This window comes from Streptomyces flaveolus (genome assembly GCF_000716535.1).
In the GTDB taxonomy this organism is placed as follows: domain Bacteria; phylum Actinomycetota; class Actinomycetes; order Streptomycetales; family Streptomycetaceae; genus Streptomyces; species Streptomyces flaveolus_A.
The window spans coordinates 130,988-156,639 of the sequence record NZ_JNWV01000027.1 but is presented as its reverse complement, the minus strand read 5'-3'; the positions used below and the strand labels follow the sequence as shown (position 1 = coordinate 156,639).

The 25,652-nt window shown below is 70.4% G+C and carries 18 protein-coding genes; 9 read left to right on the top strand and 9 right to left on the bottom strand.

Annotation, left to right across the window (positions count from 1 at the left end; all coding sequences use genetic code 11):
* Window positions 1–127: 127 nt before the first annotated feature.
* The 6 genes from OO52_RS28285 to OO52_RS28260 form a co-directional block, all read right to left on the bottom strand.
* Entirely contained in the window at window positions 128–1,048 is a 921-nt protein-coding gene (locus OO52_RS28285; protein ID WP_030653933.1) for a PAC2 family protein, read from the bottom strand.
* Window positions 1,049–1,217: 169 nt separating this feature from the next.
* Entirely contained in the window at window positions 1,218–1,889 is a 672-nt protein-coding gene (locus OO52_RS28280) for a FadR/GntR family transcriptional regulator (RefSeq protein ID WP_030653935.1), read from the bottom strand.
* 215 nt (window positions 1,890–2,104) lie between these two features.
* Window positions 2,105–3,721 (bottom strand): glycerol-3-phosphate dehydrogenase/oxidase, encoded by a 1,617-nt coding sequence (locus OO52_RS28275; RefSeq protein ID WP_030653937.1) that lies wholly within the window; start codon window positions 3,719–3,721, stop codon window positions 2,105–2,107.
* Between the two features lie 48 nt (window positions 3,722–3,769).
* Entirely contained in the window at window positions 3,770–5,308 is a 1,539-nt protein-coding gene (gene glpK / locus OO52_RS28270) for a glycerol kinase GlpK (RefSeq protein WP_030653940.1), read from the bottom strand.
* 91 nt (window positions 5,309–5,399) lie between these two features.
* The gene (locus OO52_RS28265; RefSeq protein ID WP_030653943.1) at window positions 5,400–6,194 is read right to left on the bottom strand and encodes an MIP/aquaporin family protein; all 795 of its coding nucleotides are present in this window, start codon (window positions 6,192–6,194) and stop codon (window positions 5,400–5,402) included.
* Window positions 6,195–6,553: 359 nt separating this feature from the next.
* Window positions 6,554–7,318: an IclR family transcriptional regulator gene (locus tag OO52_RS28260; protein ID WP_030653946.1), complete on the bottom strand. Its 765-nt coding sequence runs from the start codon at window positions 7,316–7,318 to the stop codon at window positions 6,554–6,556.
* A 279-nt stretch (window positions 7,319–7,597) separates the two neighbouring features.
* Here OO52_RS28260 and metH point away from each other — a divergent pair, with 279 nt between their 5' ends.
* The 4 genes from metH to OO52_RS28240 all read left to right on the top strand — a co-directional run bounded on the left by metH (window position 7,598) and on the right by OO52_RS28240 (window position 15,717).
* The gene (metH, locus tag OO52_RS28255) at window positions 7,598–11,110 is read left to right on the top strand and encodes a methionine synthase (RefSeq protein ID WP_030653949.1); all 3,513 of its coding nucleotides are present in this window, start codon (window positions 7,598–7,600) and stop codon (window positions 11,108–11,110) included.
* Window positions 11,111–11,299: 189 nt separating this feature from the next.
* Window positions 11,300–12,001, top strand: coding sequence for an HAD family hydrolase (locus OO52_RS28250; protein ID WP_030653952.1), 702 nt, complete (start codon window positions 11,300–11,302; stop codon window positions 11,999–12,001).
* A 432-nt stretch (window positions 12,002–12,433) separates the two neighbouring features.
* On the top strand, window positions 12,434–14,038 hold the full coding sequence (locus OO52_RS28245; RefSeq protein ID WP_030653956.1) for an ABC transporter substrate-binding protein: 1,605 nt from the start codon (window positions 12,434–12,436) through the stop codon (window positions 14,036–14,038).
* 98 nt (window positions 14,039–14,136) lie between these two features.
* On the top strand, window positions 14,137–15,717 hold the full coding sequence (locus OO52_RS28240; protein ID WP_030653959.1) for an ABC transporter substrate-binding protein: 1,581 nt from the start codon (window positions 14,137–14,139) through the stop codon (window positions 15,715–15,717).
* Window positions 15,718–15,805: 88 nt separating this feature from the next.
* Here the strand turns inward: OO52_RS28240 and OO52_RS28235 are convergent, their stop codons facing one another.
* Together OO52_RS28235 and OO52_RS28230 are read right to left on the bottom strand one after the other, a co-directional pair.
* Window positions 15,806–16,477: a response regulator gene (locus OO52_RS28235; RefSeq protein WP_014671700.1), complete on the bottom strand. Its 672-nt coding sequence runs from the start codon at window positions 16,475–16,477 to the stop codon at window positions 15,806–15,808.
* A gap of 53 nt (window positions 16,478–16,530) precedes the next feature.
* Window positions 16,531–17,535, bottom strand: coding sequence for a RecB family exonuclease (locus OO52_RS28230; protein ID WP_031025069.1), 1,005 nt, complete (start codon window positions 17,533–17,535; stop codon window positions 16,531–16,533).
* A gap of 178 nt (window positions 17,536–17,713) precedes the next feature.
* Here OO52_RS28230 and OO52_RS28225 point away from each other — a divergent pair, with 178 nt between their 5' ends.
* The 3 genes from OO52_RS28225 to OO52_RS28215 all read left to right on the top strand — a co-directional run bounded on the left by OO52_RS28225 (window position 17,714) and on the right by OO52_RS28215 (window position 21,165).
* Window positions 17,714–19,390 (top strand): site-2 protease family protein, encoded by a 1,677-nt coding sequence (locus OO52_RS28225; RefSeq protein ID WP_030653965.1) that lies wholly within the window; start codon window positions 17,714–17,716, stop codon window positions 19,388–19,390.
* Window positions 19,391–19,446: 56 nt separating this feature from the next.
* Window positions 19,447–20,349 carry a tRNA (adenine-N1)-methyltransferase gene (locus OO52_RS28220; protein ID WP_014671696.1) on the top strand — a complete coding sequence of 301 codons (903 nt, stop codon included), beginning with the start codon at window positions 19,447–19,449 and terminating at the stop codon, window positions 20,347–20,349.
* A gap of 234 nt (window positions 20,350–20,583) precedes the next feature.
* A complete protein-coding gene (locus OO52_RS28215) occupies window positions 20,584–21,165 on the top strand; it encodes a hypothetical protein (RefSeq protein ID WP_030653970.1) in 582 nt (193 codons plus the stop codon).
* 7 nt (window positions 21,166–21,172) lie between these two features.
* Here OO52_RS28215 and OO52_RS28210 read toward each other — a convergent pair whose 3' ends face one another.
* Window positions 21,173–21,475, bottom strand: a complete 303-nt coding sequence (locus tag OO52_RS28210) for a ferredoxin (protein ID WP_030653973.1) — start codon at window positions 21,473–21,475, stop codon at window positions 21,173–21,175.
* Between the two features lie 520 nt (window positions 21,476–21,995).
* Here OO52_RS28210 and arc point away from each other — a divergent pair.
* Window positions 21,996–23,762: a proteasome ATPase gene (arc, locus tag OO52_RS28205; protein ID WP_014671692.1), complete on the top strand. Its 1,767-nt coding sequence runs from the start codon at window positions 21,996–21,998 to the stop codon at window positions 23,760–23,762.
* Between the two features lie 232 nt (window positions 23,763–23,994).
* Window positions 23,995–25,506, top strand: a complete 1,512-nt coding sequence (dop, locus tag OO52_RS28200; RefSeq protein ID WP_347877571.1) for a depupylase/deamidase Dop — start codon at window positions 23,995–23,997, stop codon at window positions 25,504–25,506.
* Window positions 25,507–25,652 lie beyond the last annotated feature (146 nt).

Here is a 25,652-nt window from a genome sequence, read left to right as displayed (position 1 = left end):
CGGGGAACCGCGCGACCGGCGACAACGGATCCGAAGCCGCCCGACGGCCCCGGCGGCACCGCCTGAGGCGTCGGCAACACGACGAAGGGGCGCTCCCCTGGCAGGGAAGCGCCCCTTCGTCGTCCTCTCAGTCCTCCGGGCCGTCCTCGTCGTCATCCTTGGACCCGCTCCCGGCCGCCGGGGGCCTCGGCTTACCGCCCGGAGGGCCCACGTCCCGGCGCCGCAGATACCGCTCGAACTCCCGCGCGATCGCCTCACCGGACGCCTCCGGCAGCTCCGCGGTGTCCCGGGCCTCCTCCAGCGTCTGCACGTACTCGGCGACCTCGCTGTCCTCGGCGGCCAGCTGGTCCACGCCCACCTGCCAGGCCCGCGCGTCCTCGGGCAGCTCGCCCTGCGGGATGCGCAGGTCGAGCAGGTCCTCCAGGCGGTTGAGCAGCGCCAGCGTGGCCTTCGGGTTGGGCGGCTGGGAGACGTAGTGCGGTACGGCCGCCCACAGCGAGACCGCCGGGACGCCCGCGTGCGTGCACGCCTCCTGCAGGACGCCGACGATACCCGTCGGCCCCTCGTACTTGGTCTCCTCCAGGTCCATCCGGCGGGCCAGGTCCGGGTCGGACGTGACCCCGCTGACCGGCACCGGACGCGTGTGCGGGGTGTCCCCGAGCAGGGCGCCCAGGATGACCACCAGCTCCACGCCCAGCTCGTGCGCGAAGCCCAGCAGCTCGTTGCAGAACGAACGCCAGCGCATGGACGGTTCGATGCCCCGGACCAGCACCAGGTCGCGCGGCTTCTCACCGCCGACGCGGACCACCGACAACCTCGTCGTCGGCCACGTGATCTTGCGCACACCGTTGTCCATGAACACCGTGGGGCGGTTCACCTGGAAGTCGTAGTAGTCCTCGGCGTCCAGCGCCGCGAACACCTCGCCCTTCCATTCGCGTTCCAGATGCGCGACCGCCGTGGAGGCGGCGTCGCCGGCATCGTTCCAGCCCTCGAACGCGGCCACCATGACTGGGTCGATCAGCTCGGGAACCCCCTCCAGCTCGATCACCCAGTGCCTCCTTCCGACGTGCCCTCGCTTGACTCACCAACCTTACGGCGTCCGGCGGGGGCGCCCGCAGCCCCCTTGCGTGGGGGCGTGAACGGATCACTGCCCCGTTCACCACCGCGGAACACGCGCGAACAGCCGAACTCGCGGAGCCGACCCCAGCAGGCCGAACTCACAGCGTGGAGCGCAGCCACTGCTCCACGCTCGCGATGTGCACGGTCGCCCAGGAGCGCGCCGCCTCCGCGTCCCGGTCGCGCAGCGCGCCCAGAATCGCCCGGTGCTCGCGCAGGGTGCGGCCGACCGCGTCCTCCTGGGTGAGTCCCCGCCAGATACGGGCCCGTGTGGTGGGCCCGGACAGCCCGTCCAGCAGCGAGCACAGCACCGAGTTCCCGGCGCTCTGCACGATGCCCCGGTGGAACTCCAGGTCGGCCGCGACCAGCTGCTCCACCGAGGGGTCCGCGCCCAGCGCGTCCAACTGGGCCTCCAGCGCGTCCAGTTGCCCGGCGTCTATCCGGGGGGCCGCCAGCGCGGTCGCGGCCGGCTCCAGGATGCGGCGCACGGCCAGGAACTCGAGCACCGTGTCGTCGCGGTGGAAGTCCACGACGAAGCTCATCGCCTCCAGCAGCAGCTGCGGATCGAGGCTGGTGACATAGGTGCCGTCGCCCTGCCGTACGTCGAGGATCCGGATCAGGGACAGCGCGCGTACGGCCTCCCGCAGGGAGTTGCGGGACAGGCCCAGCTCGGCGGCCAGCTCGCTCTCCTTCGGCAGCCGGTCGCCCGGGCGCAGCGCACCGGAGACGATCATGCCCTTGATCTTCTCGATCGCCTCGTCGGTGACTGCCACGGCCGGCCTCCTGTCGCCCAGACATCGGATGTCTCAGCACATTATGCGGCGGCGGCTCCGGGCCGAAGAGCGCTTCCGGGGCGCGGAGAAGCGGAAGGGGCGGCCCCGTCGGCGTGGGGCCGCCCCTCGAATGTCCCTCCGGATCCTGTCCCGCCGGATCCGGCTCGCTCGCCACGCCGTGCGCACCCGCCTGCTACGCCGTGCGCACCCGCTCGCTACTTCTTGTCCAGCAGGTCCTGGACCTTGGCGCGGACCTCGTCCGTGGCCAGGCCCCGGATGGTCAGCGTGGTGCGGCGGCGCAGCACGTCGTCCGCCGTCTCGGCCCACTCGTGGTCACGGGCCCAGACGACCTGCGCCCAGATCTCCGGGGCGTCGGGGTGGACGCGCTCGGCCAGCTCCGGGTCCTCGTTCGCCAGGCGGGCGATGTCGAAGGCCAGGGAGCCGTAGTGAGTGGCCAGGTGCTTGGCGGTGTCGGCGGCCATGCGCGGGCCCGGAGCCGGGCCGTCGACCAGCAGCCGGTGGGCGACCGCGCGCGGGTTGGCGACACCCGGCAGGGGCAGCTTCTTCGGCAGCGAGGAGATCGGCTCGAAGTCGTCGCCGAGCGGGTGGCCCGGCAGCGCCTCCAGCTTCTGCATGACCGTGCGGCCGATGTGCCGGAAGGTGGTCCACTTGCCGCCCGCGACGGACAGCATGCCGCCCTTGCCCTCGGTCACCACCGTCTCGCGCTTGGCCTTGGCGGTGTCGCCGGGGCCGCCCGGCAGCACCCGCAGACCGGCGAACGCGTAGGTGATCAGGTCGCGCTGGAGCTGCTGGTCCCGGACGGAGAACGCGGCCTCGTCCAGGATCTGGGCTATGTCCTCCTCGTTGACCGCGACATCCGCCGGGTCGCCCTCGTACTCCTCGTCGGTGGTGCCGAGCAGCAGCATGTCCTCCCAGGGGAGGGCGAAGGTGATGCGGTACTTGTCGATGGGGGTCGCGAGCGCGGCCTTCCACGGGGACGTCCGCTTCAGGACCAGGTGCGCGCCCTTGGACAGGCGGATGGACGGCGCCGCGTTCGGGTCCTCCATCCGGCGCAGGTGGTCGACCCAGGGTCCGGTCGCGTTCAGCACCAGGCGGGCGTTGACGCCGAACTCCTCGCCGGACAGCCGGTCCCTGAGGTCGGCGCCGGTGACCCGGCCCCTGGTGAAGCGCAGCCCGGTGACCTCGGCGTGGTTGAGGACGACCGCGCCCGCCTCGACGGCCGCGCGGACCGTCATCAGCGCCATGCGCGCGTCGTTCATCTGGTCGTCGCCGTAGACGGCCACGGCCTTGAGGTTCTCGGTGCGCAGCTCGGGCACGTCCTGCGCCGCCTTGGCGGGGGAGAGCAGGTGGCCGACGCCGTCGCCGAACGCGGAGAGCGCGGAGTAGGCGAAGACGCCCGCGCCGAGCTTCGCCGCGCCGTGCGGCCCGCCCTTGTACACGGGGAGGTAGAAGGTGAGCGGGTTCGCCAGGTGGGGGGCCACCTGGCGGGAGACCGCACGGCGCTCGAAGTGGTTCTCCGCCACCAGCTTCACCGCGCCGGTCTGCAGGTAGCGCAAGCCCCCGTGGAGCAGCTTGGAGGAGGCGGAGGAGGTGGCGCCGGCGAAATCGCCGGCGTCGACCAGCGCCACCCTGAGGCCGGACTGCGCGGCGTGCCAGGCGGTGGAGATGCCCAGGATGCCGCCGCCGATCACAAGAAGGTCGTACGACGCCTTGGCGAGCTGCTCCCTGGTCTCGGCCCGGCTCGGGTTGGAGCCGGAAGCCGGGTGCGTTCCCAGGGCAGGCACGGTCTGCAGGGTGGACTGACTGGTCATGTCGGGTACTTACTCCTCGTCAGAGATGGCTGAGCCGGGAAGGGCCGCTCAGCTCTCGTCTTCGAGCCAGCCCATGGTCCGGTCGACGGCCTTGAGCCAGTTCTTGTACTCACGGTCGCGGGTGTCCGCGTCCATGCGGGGGGTCCACTCGGCGGCCCGGCGCCAGTTGGCGCGCAGGTCGTCGGTGCTGTTCCAGAAGCCGACGGCGAGACCGGCGGCGTAGGCGGCGCCGAGGCAGGTGGTCTCGGCGACCATCGGGCGCACCACCGGTGCGTCGAGGACGTCGGCGAGGGTCTGCATCAGCAGGTTGTTGGCGGTCATGCCACCGTCCACCTTCAGGGTCACCAGCTCGTCGCCGGAGTCCTTGACCATGGCGTCGGCGATCTCCCGGGTCTGCCAGGCGGTGGCCTCCAGGACGGCGCGCGCGAGGTGCGCCTTGGTGACGTACCGGGTCAGGCCGGCGATCACACCGCGGGCGTCGGAGCGCCAGTGCGGGGCGAACAGGCCCGAGAAGGCCGGCACGAAGTAGGCGCCGCCGTTGTCCTCGACCGAGAGCGCGAGCGTCTCGATCTCGGCGGCGGTGGAGATCAGGCCCATCTGGTCGCGCATCCACTGCACCAGCGAGCCGGTGACGGCGATCGAGCCCTCCAGGGCGTAGACCGTCGGCTGGTCGCCGATCTTGTAGCCGACGGTGGTCAGCAGACCGGCGTAGGAGTTGATGATCTTGCTACCGGTGTTCATCACCATGAAGGTGCCGGTGCCGTAGGTCGACTTGGTCTCGCCCTCGGAGAAGCAGGTCTGGCCGAACAGGGCCGCCTGCTGGTCGCCGAGCGCGGAGGCGACCGGGATGCCGCCGAGCAGGTCGCCGAGCTTGCCGCCCGTGATCTCGCCGTAGACCTCGGCGGAGGAGCGGATCTCGGGGAGGATCTGCTGCGGCACGCCGATGGACTCGCAGATCTTCTCGTCCCACTGCATCGTGTGCAGGTTCATGAGGAGGGTGCGGGAGGCGTTGGTGACGTCGGTGACGTGCTTGCCGCCGTTGACACCGCCGGTCAGGTTCCAGATGACCCAGGTGTCCATGGTGCCGAAGAGGATGTCGCCGGCCTCGGCGCGCTCCTTCAGGCCCTCGACGTTGTCGAGCAGCCAGCGGGCCTTGGGCCCGGCGAAGTAGGAGGCCAGCGGCAGGCCCGTCTCGCGGCGGAAGCGGTCCTGTCCGACGTTGCGGCCCAGCTCCCGGCAGAGCGCGTCGGTGCGGGTGTCCTGCCAGACGATGGCGTTGTGGACGGGCTCACCGGTGTTCTTGTCCCACAGCACGGTGGTCTCGCGCTGGTTGGTGATGCCGATGGCCTTGATGTCGTCCCGGGTGATGCCGGCCTTGGCGACGGCTCCGGCGACGACTTCCTGGACGTTGGTCCAGATCTCGTTGGCGTTGTGCTCGACCCAGCCCGGCTTCGGGAAGATCTGCTCGTGCTCCTTCTGGTCGACGGAGACGATGCGGCCGTCCCGGTCGAAGATGATGCAGCGCGAGGAGGTCGTGCCCTGGTCGATCGCCGCGATGAAGGGGCCTGCGGTGTGGGCGTCGGTCACTGTGTGCTCCTGAAAGATCCGTGGTGATGGGGCTGTACGTACGGCGCGTGCTCGAAGACTCGGTGCTTCTTCAGGCTTCTCAAGAGGCTTCTCAGGCAAAGGCGACGTTGTAGATGCCTGCAGCGATGGCGCCGCCGATCAGCGGACCGACCACCGGGATCCAGGCGTAGCTCCAGTCGGAGCCGCCCTTGTTGGGCAGCGGCAGCAGGGCGTGCACGATGCGCGGGCCCAGGTCGCGGGCCGGGTTGATCGCGTAGCCCGTCGGGCCGCCGAGCGACAGACCGATCGACACCACCACGAGCGCGGTGATCAGACCGCCGAGGATGCCGAGGCCGTTGCCCTTGTCGTTCAGGCCCTGGGTGAGGACCGCGAGGATCAGCACGACGGTGCCGATGATCTCCGTGGCGAGGTTCTGCACCACGTTCCGGATCTCCGGACCGGTGGAGAAGATGCCGAGGACCGGGCCGGCGCCCTGCTCCTCGGCCTCGACCGCCTTGGCCGCCGTGGCCTGCGCGCCCGGACCGCCGACGATCTCCTTGTCGGTCAGGTGCGCCTGGAACTGGCCGTAGTAGGCGACCCACACCAGGGCCGCGCCGATCATCGCGCCGAGCAGCTGGCCGGCGAAGTAGACCGGGACGTTGCTCCAGTCGCCGTCCTTGATGGCGAGGGCGACGGTGACGGCCGGGTTGAGGTGGGCCCCGGACAGCGGTCCGGAGATGTACACGGCCGTCATGACGGCGAAGCCCCACCCGAAGGCGATGGCGAGCCAACCGGCGTTGCGGGCCTTGGAGGCCTTCAGCGTGACGGCGGCGCAGACGCCGCCGCCGAGCAGGATGAGTATGGCGGTACCGATGGTCTCGCCGATGAAGATGTCGGAGCTGGACACCCGCGACTCCTTTGTCCTTCGTCCAGGGGTAGCCGAACCCCGTCCCAGCGGGGGTTCTGGCGCCCTCAGGGGGTGAGAGCGATGCCGGCCCTTGGCGTTGTCACACTCTAGCGCGTATTGCCGCAAGGTGTTCGACAATGCCGACCGATGGACGGGAGTCTTGCTTCGGCGTTACGCGTGAGTCAAGGGTTCTGTTATCGAAAACAGGATCGTTATTGATCGCTGCGCGTTATCAACGTTCGTGCACGGACGTACGATCTAGCCGTTTTTGCCGATTTCAGGGTAGATCGACGACCGGAACGCCGCCTGGCGTCCCGGTCGTCGCAGTCCTTCCGGTCGTTCCCCGCTGCGCCCGGCGGTCAGAACCGCCCGGCGCCCAGATCGCGGGAGACCGCGCGGGCGCAGTCGCGCACCGCCGCGATCAGTTCGGAGCGCAGCTCGCCGTCCCGGCACAGCCGCTCCACGGCGCCGGTGATGCCCACGGCGCCCACGGGCATCCGGCGCCGGTCGTGGATGGGCGCGGCGATCGACGCCACGCCCTCCCAGGTCTCCTCCACGTCGGCCGCGTACCCACGCGCGCGCGTGATGTCGAGGAGGTGCTCGAAGTCGCCGGGGTCGCACACCGTGCGGTCCGTGAAGGCCTTCCGCTCGGTGTCCAGCGCCTCGCTGTGGGCCACCGGGTCGTACGCGGAGAGGACCTTGCCGAGGGCCGTCGAGTGCAGCGGCTGCATGGCCCCGATCTCCAGCACCTGCCGGCTGTCGTCGGGCCGGAAGACGTGGTGCACGATCAGGACGCCCTGCTGGTGCAGCACGCCCAGGTACACGCTCTCCCCGCTGGACCGGGCCAGGTCGTCGGTCCACACCAGCGCCCGCGCGCGCAGTTCGTGCACGTCGAGGTAGGTGGTGCCGAGGCGCAGCAGCTCCGCGCCCAGCTGGTAGCGCCCGGAGGCGTCGTCCTGCTCCACGAACCCCTCCTGCTGGAGGGTGCGCAGGATGCCGTGGGCGGTGCCTTTGGCGAGGCCCAGTGACGAGGCGATGTCCGACAGGCCGAGCCGCCGCTCGCCGCCCGCGAGGAGCCGCAGCATCGCCGCCGCCCGTTCGAGCGACTGGATGTTCCGTGCCATCGCCGTCCTGCCTCCGTCCCCTCGACTGCCCCGGTGCCGTTGCAAATCACCGTTCGGCAATGTCGAACACTACCGGTCCATGCCGACCTCCCGCTAATGGTCGGACGGCACCTGTTACATCACACGTGACCTGTGCGTGGCACCCGGGTCACCCGCGTCCGCCTCGTGGACGCCGCTGCCCATCCAAGCCGACTCCCGGTTACTCTGGCGCCGTGCGGCAACCCGGCCGGGCCGGGCAGCCGCATAGCCGACAGCCGTCGCACTCCAGGGAGCCCTTACATGGCCTCGTCGCCAACGTCCCCTTCCGCCGACAGCCGGACCCGTGCGTCCGCGCTCCGCGAGGCGCTCGCCACCCGAGTGGTGGTCGCCGACGGAGCCATGGGCACGATGCTCCAGGCGCAGGAGCCCACCCTCGAGGACTTCCAGAACCTCGAAGGCTGCAACGAGATCCTCAACCTCACCCGCCCCGACATCGTCCGCTCGGTCCACGAGGCGTACTTCGCCGTGGGCGTCGACTGCGTCGAGACCAACACCTTCGGGGCCAACCACGCGGCCATGGCGGAGTACGACATCGCCGACCGCGTCCACGAGCTGTCCGTGGCCGGCGCCCGCATCGCCCGGGAGACCGCGGACGAGTTCTCCGCCCGCGACGGCCGGCCCCGCTGGGTCCTCGGCTCCATCGGCCCCGGCACCAAGCTGCCCACCCTCGGCCACATCGGCTTCACGACCATCCGGGACGGCTTCCAGGCGAACGCCGAGGGCCTGCTCGCCGGCGGCGCCGACGCCCTGATCGTCGAGACCACCCAGGACCTGCTCCAGACCAAGGCGTCCGTCCTGGGCGCCCGGCGCGCCATGGAGCGCCTCGGCACCGAGGTCCCCCTGCTCTGCTCGATGGCCTTCGAGACCACCGGCACCATGCTGCTGGGCTCCGAGATCGGCGCCGCGCTCACCGCGCTGGAGCCGCTCGGCATCGACATGATCGGCCTGAACTGCTCGACCGGCCCGGCCGAGATGAGCGAGCACCTGCGCTACCTCACTCGGCACTCCCGCATCCCGCTGCTGTGCATGCCGAACGCCGGTCTGCCGATCCTCACCAAGGACGGTGCCCACTTCCCGCTCGGCCCCGAGGGCCTGGCGGACGCCCAGGAGAACTTCGTACGCGATTACGGCCTCTCCCTCATCGGCGGCTGCTGCGGCACCACCCCGGAGCACCTGCGCCAGGTCGTGGAGCGCGTCCAGGGTCTCACCCCGCCCGAGCGCGACCCGCGCCCCGAGCCGGGCGCCGCCTCCCTCTACCAGTCGGTGCCGTTCCGCCAGGACACCGCGTACCTGGCCATCGGCGAGCGCACCAACGCCAACGGTTCCAAGAAGTTCCGCGAGGCCATGCTGGCGGGCCGCTGGGACGACTGCGTGGAGATGGCCCGGGAGCAGATCCGCGAGGGCGCGCACATGCTCGACCTGTGCGTGGACTACGTCGGCCGGGACGGCGTGGCCGACATGGAGGAACTGGCCGGCCGCTTCGCCACCGCCTCGACGCTGCCGGTCGTCCTGGACTCCACCGAGGTCGACGTCATCAAGGCCGGCCTGGAGAAGCTGGGCGGCCGCGCGGTGATCAACTCCGTGAACTACGAGGACGGCGACGGCCCGGACTCCCGGTTCGCGAAGGTCACCCAGTTGGCGCGGGAGCACGGCGCCGCGCTGATCGCGCTCACCATCGACGAGGAGGGCCAGGCCCGCACCCCGGAGAAGAAGGTCGAGATCGCCGAACGGCTGATCGCCGACCTGACCGGGAACTGGGGCATCCGCGAGGAGGACATCCTCATCGACACCCTGACCTTCACGATCTGCACCGGTCAGGAGGAGTCCCGCAAGGACGGCATCGCCACCATCGAGGCGATCCGCGAGCTGAAGCGGCGCCACCCGGCGGTGCAGACCACGCTGGGCCTGTCGAACATCTCCTTCGGCCTCAACCCGGCCGCCCGCATCCTGCTGAACTCCGTCTTCCTGGACGAGTGCGTCAAGGCGGGCCTGGACTCGGCGATCGTGCACGCCTCCAAGATCCTGCCGATCGCCCGATTCAGCGAGGAAGAGGTCCGCACCGCCCTCGACCTCGTCTACGACCGCCGCAGCGAGGGCTACGACCCCCTCCAGAAGCTCATGCAGCTCTTCGAGGGCGCCACGGCGAAGTCCCTGAAGGCCGGCAAGGCCGAGGAACTGGCCGCGCTGCCCCTGGAGGAGCGGCTCAAGCGCCGCATCATCGACGGCGAGCGCAACGGCCTGGAAGCCGACCTCGACGAGGCGCTCCGGGACCGCCCGGCGCTCGACATCGTCAACGAGACCCTGCTCGACGGCATGAAGGTCGTCGGCGAGCTGTTCGGCTCCGGCCAGATGCAGCTCCCCTTCGTCCTGCAGTCCGCCGAGGTCATGAAGGCCGCGGTCGCCTACCTCGAACCGCACATGGAGAAGTCGGACGCCGAGGGCAAGGGCACGATCGTGCTCGCGACCGTGCGCGGCGACGTGCACGACATCGGCAAGAACCTCGTCGACATCATCCTGTCCAACAACGGCTACAACGTCGTCAACCTGGGCATCAAGCAGCCGGTCTCCGCGATCCTGGAGGCGGCCGAGGAGCACCGGGCCGACGTCATCGGCATGTCCGGGCTCCTGGTGAAGTCCACGGTGATCATGAAGGAGAACCTGGAGGAGCTGAACCAGCGCGGTCTCGCCGCCCGCTTCCCGGTCATCCTCGGCGGCGCCGCCCTCACCCGGGCCTACGTCGAACAGGACCTGCACGAGATCTACGAGGGCGAGGTCCGCTACGCCCGCGACGCCTTCGAGGGCCTGCGCCTGATGGACGCCCTCATCGGCGTCAAGCGGGGCGTGCCCGGGGCGAAGCTGCCCGAGCTCAGGCAGCGCCGGGTGCGGGCCGCCGCCGTGGAGATCGAGGAGCGCCCGGAGGAGGGCCACGTCCGCTCCGACGTCGCCACCGACAACCCGATCCCCGAACCGCCGTTCTGGGGCACCCGGGTCGTCAAGGGCATCCAGCTCAAGGAGTACGCGAGCTGGCTGGACGAGGGCGCGCTGTTCAAGGGCCAGTGGGGCCTGAAGCAGGCCCGCACCGGCGAGGGTCCGACGTACGAGGAACTGGTCGAGACCGAGGGCCGGCCCCGGCTGCGCGGCCTGCTCGACCGGCTCCAGACCGAGAACCTCCTGGAAGCGGCCGTCGTCCACGGCTACTTCCCCTGCGTGTCCAAGGACGACGACCTGATCATCCTGGACGAACAGGGCAACGAGCGCACCCGCTTCACCTTCCCGCGCCAGCGCCGCGGCCGGCGCCTGTGCCTGGCCGACTTCTTCCGCCCGGAGGAGTCGGGCGAGACGGACGTCGTCGGCCTCCAGGTCGTCACCGTCGGCTCGCGCATCGGCGCCGAGACGGCCAAGCTCTTCGAGGCCAACGCCTACCGCGACTACCTCGAACTGCACGGTCTGTCCGTCCAGTTGGCCGAGGCCCTCGCCGAGTACTGGCACGCCCGCGTGCGCGCCGAACTCGGTTTCGGCGGCGAGGACCCGGCCGGCATCGAGGACATGTTCGCCCTGAAGTACCGGGGCGCCCGATTCTCCCTCGGCTACGGCGCCTGCCCCGACCTGGAGGACCGCGCCAAGATCGCGGAACTGCTCAGGCCGGAGCGGATCGGTGTCCACCTGTCCGAGGAGTTCCAGCTCCACCCCGAGCAGTCCACGGACGCGATCGTGATCCACCACCCGGAGGCGAAGTACTTCAACGCACGGTGACGGGTGTCCCGCCCCGCACGCCGGGACGGGTGTCCCACCCCGCATGCCCGGACGGGTGTCCCACCCGCACACGGTGATGCGTGTCTCACCCAGCAGACTGATCGGACAAGTCGTACACTGGTCGGTCCACTGCAGGCCGGTTCCCCGCCCGGGAACCGGCCTGGTCGTCCCTCAAGGAGGTGCGCCCGGATGACCAGTACGGTCCCCGCGCTCGGAACCCGTACAGCCGAAGGCTCCGCCCTGCAGGCGGTGCTGCTCGACATGGACGGCACCCTGGTGGACACAGAGGGCTTCTGGTGGGACGTCGAGGTGGAGGTCTTCGCCACCCTCGGCCACGCCCTGGACGAGTCCTGGCGGCATGTCGTGGTCGGCGGTCCCATGACCCGCAGCGCCGGCTTCCTCATCGAGGCGACCGGTGCCGACATCACCCTCGCGGAACTCAGCGTGCTGCTCAACGAGGGCTTCGAGGACCGGATCGGCCGCACGCTGCCGCTGATGCCGGGCGCCTCACGGCTGCTCGCCGAACTGCACCTGCACGGCGTCCCCACGGCCCTGGTGTCCGCCTCCCACCGGCGCATCATCGACCGTGTGCTGTCCGTGCTCGGGCCGCACCACTTCGCCCTCTCCATCGCCGGGGACGAGGTCTCCCGCACCAAGCCCTTCCCGGACCCGTATCTGCTCGCCGCCGCCGGACTCGGTGCGGATCCGGCCAGATGCGCGGTGGTCGAGGACACCGCCACCGGCGTCGCCGCCGCCGAGGCCGCGGGCTGCCGGGTGGTCGCCGTCCCCTCCGTGGCCCCCATCGGCCCGGCCGAGGGGCGCACCGTCGTCTCCTCTCTGGAAGAGGTCGACCTGGCATTTCTGCGCGGTCTGATGACGGAAATGCGCTAGCCGTTCACCCAGCGTGTTAAGTCCATTGGCGACGCTGGACACATTTCCGGGGAAGTACACCCGAGGAGAATTCGCCGGGGGCGGTGCGGCCGAATTCCGCTGACCGACCGCACAGTTGACCGTGTGACGTTCCCCACGCCGACGGGGCTCGACAACGTTGGCCGAGTGTGCTGACCGGGGTCGTCCGGGGTGTTTCCGTGCGACCTTGTGTCCCGATTGATGGAAAGCTGCACTAATCCTGCCGCTGTCGGGTTCTCGGTGTGTCCGCGGCCGGTTCCACTGCGTGATGGGGGGTCAACTCACGCGGCTGCGAACCCCGCTGCGGGCGCGGACTAATCTCATCGCGAGAACATCGCCGAGAACCCCGTGATCCGCCGCGTCACCCCTGCATGCCGGATACACGGACCCGAACAGCTCTGGAGAAACTCCCGCATGAACCGCAAGACTTTGGTGCTGCCGGCGCTGGCCGGCCTGCTCACCCCGGTTCTCGCCGCGTGCGGCGGATCCGACAGCGGGAGCAAGAGCGGTGACGCCATCGTCGTCGGTACCACGGACCAGTTCACGGCCACCAAGGAAGCCCCGGCGCCCCTCGACCCGGCCTACGCCTACGACGTCGGCCTCTGGAACATCATGCGCCAGACGGTGCAGACCCTGATGGCCCAGCCCAAGGGCGAGGGCGACCCCGTCCCGGACGCCGCCGAGAGCTGCTCCTTCACCGACAGCGGCAGCGAGCGCTACGCCTGCAAGCTGCGGGAGGGCCTGAAGTTCGCGAGCGGTGACCCCGTGACCGCCGCGGACGTGAAGTACTCCATCGAGCGTGCGCTGCGCATCGACGTCCCCGGCGGTCCGGCCGCCCTGCTGAACACCATCGACACCGTCGAGACGCAGGGCGAGCGCGAGGTCATCTTCCACCTCAAGACGGCCGACGCCACCTTCCCGTACAAGCTGTCCACCCCGGTCGCGGGCATCGTGAACCCGAAGGACTACGAGAAGGACAAGCTGCGCGACGGCTTCCAGATGGACGGTTCCGGCCCCTACACCTTCAAGGCCGACGTCAAGGGCGACGTGATGGCCAGCGCCACCTTCACCAAGAACCCCTCGTACAAGGGCAGCGTGACGGTGAACAACGACAAGGTCGAACTGCGCACCTACCCCGACGCGGACGCCATGGGCGCCGCGATCGACAAGGGTGACATCGACGTCATGACCCGCGCCATGTCGCCCGCGCAGATCCAGAAGCTGGACGCCGGCACCGACGAGAACGTCGACCTGGTCGACATGCCGGGCCTGGAGATCCGCTACCTGGCCTTCAACACCGACGCCACCAGCGTCAAGTCCAAGGCCGTGCGCCAGGCCATGGCCCAGCTCATCAACCGCGGCGAGCTGGTCTCCAAGGTCTACGGCACCCAGGCCGAACCGCTGTACTCGCTGGTCCCGGCCACCGTCACCGGCCACTCCAACGCGTTCTTCAACAAGTACGGCAACCCCAGCGTCGACAAGGCCAAGTCGCTGCTCACCAAGGCCGGCATCACCACCCCGGTGAAGCTGACGCTGCACTACACGACCGACCACTACGGCTCGGCCACCAAGCAGGAGTTCGAGATCCTGCAGAAGCAGCTCAACGACAGCGGCCTGTTCGACGCCTCCATCGAGGGTCACCCCTGGAAGACCTTCCGGCCCGCCGAGCAGAAGGGCCAGTACGACGTCTACGGCATGGGCTGGTTCCCGGACTTCCCGGACGCCGACAACTTCCTCGCGCCCTTCCTCGACAAGGACAACACGCTCGGCTCGCCGTACAGCAACGGCACCATCCAGCGCACGCTGATCCCGCAGTCCCGCCGCGAGGCCGACCGGCTCGGCGCTTCCAAGAGCCTGAACCAGATCCAGGACATCGTCGCCGAGGACGTCCCGATCCTGCCGCTGTGGCAGGGCAAGCAGTACGTCGCCGCACGGGACAACGTCACGGGCGTGGCATACGCCCTCAACTCCTCCTCGACGCTTCAGCTGTGGGAGCTGGGCCGCGGTGTGAGCGGCTGACGGCTCTCAGACCCGGGGCCGAGCGCGAAACGGCCCCGGGGCCCGGGGCCAGGGACGGCGGTCCCGGGCTGACGAACCGACGACAAGGCACATAGCACGTGAATATGCGTAACCAGTGGCCAGTCCTGCCCATCGTGGCGGGGCTGGCCTCCGGCCTGTTGACCGGCTGCGGCTCCGAGACCGGTGATTCCGGGGGCACCGGCTCCTCCGTCGTGATGGGGATGTCGGACGACGTCCTCGCCACGGACCCGGCATCCGGCTACGACCCCGGCTCCTGGCTGTTGTTCAACAACGTCTTCCAGTCGCTGCTCGGCTTCCCGAAGGGCGCGACCGAACCCCAGCCCGAACTGGCGAAGCAGTGCGCCTTCACCGACTCCCGGGCCATGGTCTACAAGTGCGAGCTGAAGGACGGCCTGAAGTTCAGCAACGGTGACGCCCTCACCTCCGAGGACGTGAAGTTCTCCTTCGACCGCATGCTGAAGATCGACGACCCCGCCGGCCCCGCCATCATGTTCCCCATGCTCGACAAGGTCGAGACACCGGACGCGAGAACGGCCGTCTTCCGCCTGAAGGTCCCCGACGCCACCTTCCCCAGCAAGATCGCTTCCGGCGCCGGCTCCATCGTGGACCACCGCCAGTACGACGCGGACGGCCTGCGCACCGACCACCAGGCCATCGGCTCCGGCCCCTACAAGCTGGACTCCTTCGACAAGGACCAGGCGGTCTTCTCGGTCAACGACAACTACAAGGGCGCCGCCGAGGTCAAGAACTCCGGCGTCACCCTGAAGTTCTTCCACGGCGACCGGACCGCCCTGCGCAAGGCCCTCCTCGACGGCGACGTCGACATCGCCTACCGAGGCCTCGCCGCGTCCGACATCGCCGACCTCGACCAGGGGGCCGACAGCAAGGGCGTCGACGTCATCGAGGGCACCAGCGCCGAGGTCCAGCACCTGGTCTTCAACATGAAGGACCCGGTGGCCGGCAAGCTCGGCGTCCGCAAGGCCATCGCCTACCTCCTCGACCGCGACGCCCTCATCAAGGACGTGTACGACGGCACCGCCACCCCGCTGTACTCGATCGTCCCGGCGGGCATCGTGGGCCACAACACCGCGTTCTTCGACACCTACGGCGCCCGCCCCTCCCGGGACAAGGCCGCCGCCGCGCTGAGCGCCGACGGCATCACCGGCAAGGTCAAGCTCACCCTGTGGTCCACGCCGTCCCGTTACGGCCCCGCCACCGACGACGAGCTGAAGGCCGTCGCCGGCCAGCTCAACGCCAGCGGCCTGTTCGACGCCGACGTGCAGTCCGTCGCCTACGAGCAGTACGAGAAGGACATCGCCGCCGGCAAGTACGGCGTGTACGTGAAGGGCTGGGTGCCGGACTACCCGGACGCCGACAACTTCACCGCCCCGTTCTTCGGCAAGGGCAACGTGCTGGGCAACAACTACGGCAACGGCACCATCACCAAGTCCCTCCTGCCCGCCACCGCCGCGCAGAGCGACCGCTCGGCGACCGACAAGGACTTCGGGAAGCTCCAGGACATCGTCGCCGACGAACTGCCCGTCCTGCCGGTCTGGCAGGCCAAGCAGTACGCGGTCGTCCGCGAAGGGGTGTACGGCCTGGAGTACTGCCTGGACGCCTCGACGGTGTTCCGGTTCTGGGAACTCAGCAAGGGCTGACCCCGGCACCAGGGCTGACGCCCGGTACGACAGGGGCGCCCTTCCCCGCGCGGGAGGGCGCCCTTCACCGTCGTACCGTCCTCCTGGCCTACTGCGCGCCGGGGCGCACCAGACCGCTCTCGTACGCGTACACCGCGGCCTGCACCCGGTCCCTGAGGCCCAGCTTGGTGAGCACGTGGCCCACATGCGTCTTCACGGTGGTCTCGCTGACGAACAGATCGGCCGCGATCTCGGCGTTGGACAGCCCGCGCGCCACCAGCTTCAGCACCTCCACCTCGCGGTCGGTGAGGGTGTGCAGGGTGTCCGGCACCGGCTCCTCGCCGGACGGCAGATGCGTGGCGTACTTGTCGAGCAGCCGCCGGGTGATGCTCGGCGCGAGCATGGCCTCACCGGCCGCGACCACCCGGATCGCCTGCACCAACTCGTTGGCGGGCGCGTCCTTGAGCAGGAAGCCGCTGGCCCCGGCGCGCAGCGCCTCCACCACGTACTCGTCCAGGTCGAACGTGGTCAGCACCAGCACCTTGGCCGGACCGTCCCGGCCGGGCCCGGTGATCTGCCGGGTGGCCTCCACCCCGTCCATCCGCGGCATCCGGATGTCCATGAGCACCACGTCCGGCTGGAGCGCGCGCACCTGGTCGAGGGCCTGAAGGCCGTCACCGGCCTCGCCGACGACCGCGATGTCCTGCTCGGCCTCCAGGATCATCCGGAAACCGGTACGCAGCAGGGGCTGGTCGTCGACCAGTAGGACGCGGATGGCCACGTGACACTCCTTCGCTAGTCCGGCCCCATTCTGCCCTGCCCGGGTTTCCGGGTTCACACGGTCCCGGACCCGGGCGCCGTGACCGGCAGCGGGTAGGGCGGGGGAGTGCCGCCGAACTCCGGGCAGTGCGCCTGGTGGTCGCACCAGCCGCACAGCTTGGTGGGCCGGGGCCGCCAGTTCCCGGTCTCCGTGGCCTGCTTGATGGCCTCCCACAGCGCGTGCAGCTTGCGCTCCACCCGCTCCAGGTCGGCGGGGACCGGGTCGTACGTCAGCACGTCACCGCTGCCGAGGTAGACGAGCTGGAGCCGGCGCGGGACGACCCGCTTCAGCCGCCACACCACCAGCGCGTAGAACTTCATCTGGAACAGCGCCCCCTCGGCGTACTCGGGGCGGGGGGCCTTGCCCGTCTTGTAGTCGACGATCCGCACCTCGCCGGTCGGCGCCACGTCCACCCGGTCGATGATGCCGCGCAGCCGCAGCCCCGACTCCAGCTCGGCCTCCACGAACAGCTCGCGCTCGGCCGGTTCCAGCCGCGTCGGGTCCTCCAGCGTGAACCAGCGCTCCACGAGCCGCTCCGCCTCGGCGAGCCACCCGGCCAGCCGCTCCCCCTCCGGGTCGTCGGCGAACAGCTCGGTCACCTCCGGACGGCTCTCGCGCAGCCGGTCCCACTGCCCGGGGATCAGCGCCTTGGCGCGCGGTGCGGTCCGCTCGCCGGCGGGCGCGTCGAAGAGCCGTTCCAGCACGGCGTGCACCAGAGTGCCCCGCGTCGCCGCCTCGCTCGGCTTCTCCGGCAGCCGGTCGATCACCCGGAACCGGTACAGCAACGGGCACTGCATGAAGTCACCGGCCCGGGAGGGCGACAAGGAGGTCGGCGCCATGGCGCTCCGCTCCCCGCCCGTGCCGGCCGGGGCCGGGACGGGGACCGTCTCCGGCGCCGCTTCCCCCACCGGTTCCGCGGCCGCAGGCATCGCGGGGTCCGGCGTCCGGGGTGGGGTGGCCGGGGGCGTCTCAACGGCGCCGCCCGGCTGGGCCGCCGCCTCGTCGGTGCTGCTGTCCATGTCCACAGACCTTACGGCCCACCACTGACAGTGACCCAGCCGCCGCCCGCGTCGACCGCGCGACCTCGGGGCAAACACAGGGGGTGCCGGGGCGAAACGTGCCACCACGGCCGCATACCATCGACAGGAGACCCTTCCGCCCGGCAGGTGCGGAAGACGCATCGAACGAGGGGACACCGTGGACGTGAGCGGCGGGAGCGGGCAGCCGCGGTCCGGCAACGACGAGCCGGCCCAGCACTCCGCTGACCCTACGGCCCCGGCGACCGACCACCCGGGCCCGGAGCCCGAACCCCCGCGCCCCGCCGACCGGGCCGAGGCCGGCACCGAGGAGCCGGCCCCGACGCCCACCGGACGTGACGGCGCCACCGACCGGCCGGCGGAAGAGGCCACGGCGGGCAGGACCGACACGGACGGTACGGGCGACGGAAACAGCACGGACGACCGTACGGGCGGCAGTACCACCGCCGAGGTTGACGCAGCCCCCACGCCCGACGCGGCTGCCGGGTCCGACGCGGCTGCCACGCCCGGCCCCGCCGACACGCCCGGCACCCCCGCCCCGGCCGAGCCGGACCACCGAGCCCCGGACGACACCCCCCGGCGCGACCCGGCCCCGCCCCCCGCACATCACGCCGCCGCCCCCGAGCACCGTTCCCTCGCCCACTCCGGTATCGCCAAGGGGGAGCCGCCCGAGCCGCGGCCCAAGGAGCCCGGCGGCGGCATCCTCATGGGGCGCCCGTTCGGCGTGCCCGTCTACGTCGCGCCGAGCTGGTTCCTCGTCGCCGCGCTGATCACCTGGGTCTTCGGCGGACAGCTCGACCGAGTGCTGCCGGAGCTGGGCGCCGCCCGCTACCTGGTCTCCCTCTTCTTCGCGGTCGCCTTCTACGCCTCCGTCCTGGTCCACGAGCTGGCCCACACGGTCGCCGCGATCCGCTTCAAGCTCCCGGTCCGCCGCATCCAGCTCCAGTTCTTCGGCGGCGTCTCGGAGATCGAGAAGGAGGCCGAGACGCCGGGCCGGGAGTTCGTGCTGGCCTTCGTCGGCCCGCTGCTCTCGCTCGCGCTGGCCGGCCTGTTCTACCTCGCCATGAAGCCCGTGGAACCCGGCACCGTGCCCGGCGTGCTGCTGGCCGGGCTGATGGTCTCCAACCTCATCGTGGCGATCTTCAACCTCCTCCCCGGCCTCCCGCTCGACGGCGGCCGCATGCTCCGCGCCGTCGTCTGGAAGATCAGCGGCAAGCCGATGACCGGCACGGTCGCCGCCGCCTGGGTCGGCCGCGCCCTCGCCGTCTCCGTCCTGATCGGCCTGCCCCTGCTCAACCAGTCCGGCGCCCTCGGCGGTGGCGGCGAGGACGTGGGAGGCATGGACACCGTCACGGACGCCCTGCTCGCCGCCATCCTCGCCGCGATCATCTGGACCGGCGCCGGCAACAGCCTGCGCATGGCCCGGCTGCGCGAACACCTCCCCGAGCTGCGCGCCCGCACCCTCACCCGGCGAGCCGTGCCGGTGGAGAACGACACCCCGCTCTCCGAGGCGCTGCGCCGCGCCAACGCCGCCGGCGCCCGCGCGCTGGTCGTGGTCGACCCCGACGGCCAACCGCTCTCGCTGGTCCGCGAGGCCGCCATCGTCGGCGTACCCGAGCACCGCCGCCCGTGGGTCGCCGTCAGCGGCCTCGCCCAGGAGCTGACCGACGGCATGCGGGTCTCCGCCGAGCTGGCCGGCGAAGAACTGCTGGACGTGCTGCGCGCCACCCCGGCCACCGAGTACCTGGTGGTGGAGGAGACCGGCGAGATCTACGGCGTCCTGTCCGCGGCGGACGTCGAGCGGGCCTTCGTCAGGGCGATGGCTCGGCCGGCCTGAGCGCCCCCGCCCCCGCGTCGGTCAAGCGCCCGGCAGGGAACCGGTACGCTGGTCACATGTCCGAACCGACCGGTGCCGCCCGCAGGCGCGGGCCCTTCAAGGTCGGGGACCAGGTACAGCTGACCGACCCCAAGGGTCGCCACTACACGTTCACGCTCGAAGCCGGGAAGAACTTCCACACCCACAAGGGCTCCTTCCCGCACGACGAACTGATCGGCGCTCCCGAGGGCAGCGTTGTCCGGACCACCGGCAACGTCGCCTACCTCGCGCTGCGCCCCCTGCTCCCCGACTACGTCCTGTCCATGCCCCGCGGGGCAGCCGTCGTCTACCCGAAGGACGCGGGGCAGATCCTCGCCTTCGCCGACATCTTCCCCGGCGCCCGCGTCGTGGAGGCCGGCGTCGGCTCCGGCTCGCTCAGCAGCTTCCTGCTGCGGGCCATCGGCGACCAGGGCATGCTGCATTCCTACGAGCGCCGCGAGGACTTCGCGGACATCGCCCGGCAGAACGTGGAGCGCTACTTCGGCGGCCCGCACCCCGCCTGGCAGCTCACCGTCGGCGACCTCCAGGACAACCTGTCCGACACCGACGTCGACCGCGTCATCCTCGACATGCTCGCCCCCTGGGAGTGCCTGGAGGCCGTCTCCAAGGCGCTCGTCCCGGGCGGCATCCTGTGCTGCTACGTGGCCACCACCACCCAGCTCGCCCGGACCGTGGAGTCCATCCGGGAGATCGGCTGCTTCAACGAGCCGACCGCCTGGGAGACCATGATCCGCAACTGGCACATCGAGGGCCTGGCCGTCCGCCCGGACCACCGGATGATCGGCCACACCGGCTTCCTGCTCACCGCCCGCCGCCTCGCGGACGGCGTCGAGCCGCCCATGCGCCGCCGCCGCCCCGCCAAGGGCGCCTACGGCGAGGACTACGCCGGACCGAACGCCGACGGCGGCGCCGGCCGCTGACCGGCCGCACGCCGATACAACGCGAGGGCGCCGTGCCCGAGTTCCCGGCCGCATCCGGGAACTCGGCCACGGCGCCCTTTCGTTGACACGGCACCAGCACCGCAGCCTCCCCGCGCGCGTGCGGCTCGCGCATGATCCGGCCGCGAATCCCGGACCCCGCCGTTCCCGCGCACTGTGACGTGTGGCACCATGCAGCCCATCCCACCGGCACAGCCCTCACAGGAGACGCTCCTCGTGCAGCAATCCGCCGTTCCGGAGCTCGCGCACACCCAGACCCGGCCCATCCACTGGGTCGCCACCGCGACGGCCGTCGCGGGTGTCGTGGCCCTCTCCTCGGTCGTCCAGCCCGGATCGGCCACGGCCGCGCAGTCCGCCCCCGCCGCCCAGGGCAGGTCCGCCGCCGCGGCCGTCGCGCCGCCGGACACGGCCGGTGTGCGGTTCCCGCTGGACTGCGGCCCCGTGAAGGCGGTGGTCGCCAAGAAGGCCACCGGCGACCTGGACGGCGACGGCAGGCCGGAGACCGTCGCGGTGGTGCACTGCGACGCCCCCATGGGCACCCCGCCCGACGGGGTCTACGTCCTCACCCGCTCCGCGGACGGCGGCAAGCCCCGCGTGGTCGCCACCCTCGTCGAGCCGAAGGAACGGCTCACGGTCACCGACTTCACGCTCCGCGCGCGTGCGGTCTCCGCGACGCTGCTCGGCTACTCCTCGGACGCCGTGCCCAGTTGCTGCCCCGACGTGAAGACCCCCGCCTCGTGGCGGTGGAACGGCAGCGCCTTCCTCCGCTCCACCCCGGCCGGGTCCGAGAGCGTCTGAGCCGGGCTCACTCCGCGTCCGGCCCGTACACCTCGACCTTGTCCGAAACCCGGCGTACGTGGATGCACTCGCCGGGGCACTCCTTCGCCGAGTCCACCACGTCGGTCAGCAGCGGCAGCGGCACCGGCGTGGTCGCCCCGGGGGCCTGGAGCAGCTCGTCGTCCGCGCCCTTCACGTAGGCCAGCCCGTCGATGTCCAGCTCGAACACCTCCGGGGCGTACTGGGCGCAGATCCCGTCGCCGGTACACAGGTCCTGGTCGATCCAGACCTCCAGCGTCTCGCCGCCCGGGGCCTCCTGCTGCACGGTCATCTCTCCTGCCGTCGGTTCGCCGGGCGGTTCCGGCACCCCGAGGGCCAGCCGGGTCCGCTCCAGCGGCTGTTGGACACCCTCGACCCTACCTCCGCCCGGTTTGTTGCCGTGTGGGACCGGTCCGGGGTTTCCGGCCGGGCCCGCTCGGGTACCAGCGCCGGACCGGGAAAGGGGTTCCCCGGCGGCCGGGTCGATCACTTCAGGCCGCCACGGCGGTGACACCATCCGCCGCTGCCGTCGCTCTGCGTGATGATCGTGCGAGCGCGCTGCGTGCTGCCCGAATACGGGCCGATCGGTCGGGTGCGGACAACTCCGGTCAGTAATGAAGGGATTCGACCACGCCATGCATGGAACAAGCTGCTTTCCCTTCACGTTGAGTGGGTATCCCCTCCGTGCGAGGGAGTGTGCACCGGGTGACCGACGACACACCTTGACAGTCTTTGTGATCTAGGGGTTTCAATCGACACCAGCCCAGGTAGGGTCTGGAAGCGTCCAGCTCCCCTTGGAGGAGGTGAGGACCGTGGCAGCCCACGACGACGACATGAACCGCGGCATCCGCCCGGGACGCGGGTCCGACGACCCGGCCGGGCAGATCGCCTACCTTGAGCAGGAGATCGCCGTCCTGCGCCGCAAGCTCGCCGACTCTCCGCGCCACACGAGGATTCTCGAAGAGCGGATCGTCGAGCTGCAGACCAACCTGGCCGGCGTGTCCGCCCAGAACGAACGACTGGCCAACACCCTCCGTGAGGCCCGCGACCAGATCGTGGCCCTCAAGGAGGAGGTCGACCGGCTCGCCCAGCCGCCGGCCGGCTTCGGTGTCTTCCTCCAGGCCAACGAGGACGGCACCGCCGACATCTTCACCGGCGGCCGCAAGCTCCGGGTGAACGTCAGCCCCAGCGTCGAGGTCGACGAGCTCCGGCGCGGCCAGGAGGTCATGCTCAACGAGGCGCTCAACGTGGTCGAGGCCATGGAGTTCGAGCGCGTCGGCGACATCGTCACCCTCAAGGAGATCCTGGAGGACGGCGAGCGCGCCCTGGTACTCGGGCACACCGACGAGGAGCGGGTGGTACGGCTCGCCGAGCCGCTGCTGGACGTCACCATCCGCGCCGGCGACGCGCTGCTGCTCGAACCCCGCTCCGGCTACGTCTACGAGGTCGTGCCGAAGAGCGAGGTCGAGGAACTGGTCCTCGAAGAGGTCCCCGACATCGGCTACGAGCAGATCGGCGGTCTCGGCAACCAGATCGAGGCCATCCGCGACGCGGTCGAGCTGCCGTACCTCTACCCGGACCTGTTCAAGGAGCACGAGCTGCGCCCGCCCAAGGGCGTCCTGCTCTACGGCCCGCCCGGATGCGGCAAGACGCTGATCGCCAAGGCCGTGGCGAACTCGCTGGCCAAGAAGGTCGCCGAGGTCACCGGCCAGGCCGCGGGCAAGAGCTTCTTCCTGAACATCAAGGGCCCCGAGCTGCTCAACAAGTACGTCGGCGAGACCGAGCGGCAGATCCGCCTCGTCTTCCAGCGTGCGCGTGAGAAGGCCAGCGAGGGCACCCCCGTGATCGTCTTCTTCGACGAGATGGAGTCCCTCTTCCGCACCCGTGGCTCCGGCGTCAGCTCGGACGTGGAGAACACCATCGTCCCGCAGCTGCTCGCCGAGATCGACGGCGTGGAGGGCCTGCAGAACGTGGTCGTGATCGGCGCCTCCAACCGCGAGGACATGATCGACCCCGCCATCCTGCGCCCCGGCCGGCTCGACGTGAAGATCAAGATCGAGCGTCCGGACGCCGAGGCGGCGAAGGACATCTTCGGCAAGTACCTCACCGAGCGTCTGCCGCTGCACGCGGACGACCTCGCGGAACACGGCGGCGACAAGGGCTCCACGGTCCAGGGCATGATCCAGACCGCGGTCGAGCACATGTACGCCGAATCCGAGGAGAACCGCTTCCTGGAGGTCACCTACGCCAACGGCGACAAGGAAGTCCTCTACTTCAAGGACTTCAACTCCGGCGCCATGATCGAGAACATCGTGGGCCGCGCCAAGAAGATGGCGATCAAGGACTTCCTGGAGAAGAGCCAGAAGGGCCTCCGCGTCTCCCACCTGCTCCAGGCCTGCGTGGACGAGTTCAAGGAGAACGAGGACCTGCCCAACACCACGAACCCGGACGACTGGGCCCGGATCTCCGGAAAGAAGGGCGAGCGGATCGTGTACATCCGTACGCTCATCACCGGAAAGCAGGGCGCGGACACCGGACGCTCCATCGACACGGTGGCGAACACCGGTCAGTACCTGTAACGGCAGGGCGGCTGCGGGTGCCCTCAGCGGGTACCCGCAGCCGACTGTTTTTCGGGCCACGACCGGAGCAGCCAATGACGCAAATGATCTCCCCACCAGCGCAAAGGCGTTCTAGGCTCGTTCCTGCCGCCGTGTCGCGCCGTGCGGGGACGGGCACCGCACACGCACCGGAGCGCCAGCGGTACGTGAGCGGCGCCCACGACCGAGGGTGCCGCCGGGCAAGGAGGGCCGCATGACCGTACGGCGAGTAATGGGCATCGAGACGGAGTACGGGATCTCCGTCCCCGGCCACCCGAACGCCAATGCCATGCTCACCTCGTCCCAGATCGTCAACGCCTACGCGGCGGCGATGCACCGGGCCCGCCGGGCCCGCTGGGACTTCGAGGAGGAGAACCCGCTGCGCGACGCGCGAGGCTTCGACCTCGCCCGGGAGGCCGCCGACGCCAGCCAGCTCACCGACGAGGACATCGGGCTGGCCAACGTGATCCTCACCAACGGCGCGCGCCTCTACGTCGACCACGCCCACCCCGAGTACAGCGCGCCCGAGGTCACCAACCCCCGCGACGCCGTCCTCTGGGACAAGGCCGGCGAGCGGATCATGGCCGAGGCCGCCGAGCGGGCCGCGCAGCTCCCCGGCGCCCAGCCGATCCACCTCTACAAGAACAACACCGACAACAAGGGCGCCTCCTACGGCACGCACGAGAACTACCTGATGAAGCGGGAGACCCCCTTCTCGGACATCGTGCGCCACCTCACGCCCTTCTTCGTCTCCCGCCAGGTCTTCGCCGGAGCCGGCCGCGTCGGCATCGGCCAGGACGGGCACGAGCACGGCTTCCAGCTCAGCCAGCGCGCGGACTACTTCGAGGTCGAGGTCGGCCTGGAGACCACGCTCAAGCGGCCGATCATCAACACCCGCGACGAGCCGCACGCGGACGCCGAGAAGTACCGGCGGCTGCACGTGATCATCGGCGACGCGAATCTCTCCGAGATCTCGACGTACCTCAAGCTGGGCACGACCGCCCTGGTCCTGTCCATGATCGAGGACAGCTTCATCGCCGTGGACCTCGCCGTCGACCAGCCCGTGCGCACCCTCCACCAGGTCTCGCACGACCCGTCGCTCAAGCGCCTGGTCACGCTGCGCAGCGGGCGCACCCTGACCGCGGTCCAGCTGCAGATGGAGTACTTCGAGCTGGCCCGCAAGTACGTCGAGGAGCGCTTCGGCGCCGACGCCGACGACCAGACCAAGGACGTCCTCAGCCGGTGGGAGGACACCCTCACCCGGCTGGAGAACGACCCGATGAGCCTGGCCGGCGAGCTGGACTGGGTCGCCAAGCGGGAGCTGATGGAGGGCTACCGCCGCCGCGACGACCTGGACTGGGACGCGGCCCGGCTGCACCTGGTCGACCTCCAGTACGCCGACGTACGGGCCGAGAAGGGCCTGTACAACCGCCTGGTGGCCCGCGGACGCATCAAGCGGCTCCTGGACGAGTCCGAGGTCGACAGGGCTCGTACGAAGCCGCCGGAGGACACGCGCGCGTACTTCCGCGGACGCTGCCTGGAGCAGTACGCGGACGACGTCGCGGCCGCCTCCTGGGACTCGGTCATCTTCGACCTCCCCGGCCGCGACTCGCTCCAGCGCGTTCCAACCCTGGAACCGCTACGCGGAACGCGAAATCACGTCAAGGAGCTCCTGGACCGCTGCCGTACCGCGGAAGACCTGGTCAGGGTCCTGTCCGGCGGGTGAGCGGAGCCAGGGGGGTACCCGGTGCGCCCGGGCGGCCGGGGTGGAAACCCCGCAGCCCGGGAATCATCGGGATGGCCCCCGTACGTTGGAGAAACTGCGGGGCCGATGTCGGACCCGGCTTGTAGGGTCTGATCATCACCGATCGG

Excerpts from the sequence above, each read along its gene's own strand:
- OO52_RS28275 (WP_030653937.1), bottom strand. The coding sequence starts at position 3,721 with ATGACCAGTCAGTCCACCCTGCAGACCGTGCCTGCCCTGGGAACGCAC.
- OO52_RS28260 (WP_030653946.1), bottom strand. The coding sequence starts at position 7,318 with ATGGCACGGAACATCCAGTCGCTCGAACGGGCGGCGGCGATGCTGCGG.
- metH (WP_030653949.1), top strand. The coding sequence starts at position 7,598 with ATGGCCTCGTCGCCAACGTCCCCTTCCGCCGACAGCCGGACCCGTGCG.
- OO52_RS28250 (WP_030653952.1), top strand. The coding sequence starts at position 11,300 with ATGACCAGTACGGTCCCCGCGCTCGGAACCCGTACAGCCGAAGGCTCC.
- OO52_RS28245 (WP_030653956.1), top strand. The coding sequence starts at position 12,434 with ATGAACCGCAAGACTTTGGTGCTGCCGGCGCTGGCCGGCCTGCTCACC.
- OO52_RS28230 (WP_031025069.1), bottom strand. The coding sequence starts at position 17,535 with ATGGACAGCAGCACCGACGAGGCGGCGGCCCAGCCGGGCGGCGCCGTT.
- OO52_RS28220 (WP_014671696.1), top strand. The coding sequence starts at position 19,447 with ATGTCCGAACCGACCGGTGCCGCCCGCAGGCGCGGGCCCTTCAAGGTC.
- OO52_RS28210 (WP_030653973.1), bottom strand. The coding sequence starts at position 21,475 with ATGACCGTGCAGCAGGAGGCCCCGGGCGGCGAGACGCTGGAGGTCTGG.
- dop (WP_347877571.1), top strand. The coding sequence starts at position 23,995 with ATGACCGTACGGCGAGTAATGGGCATCGAGACGGAGTACGGGATCTCC.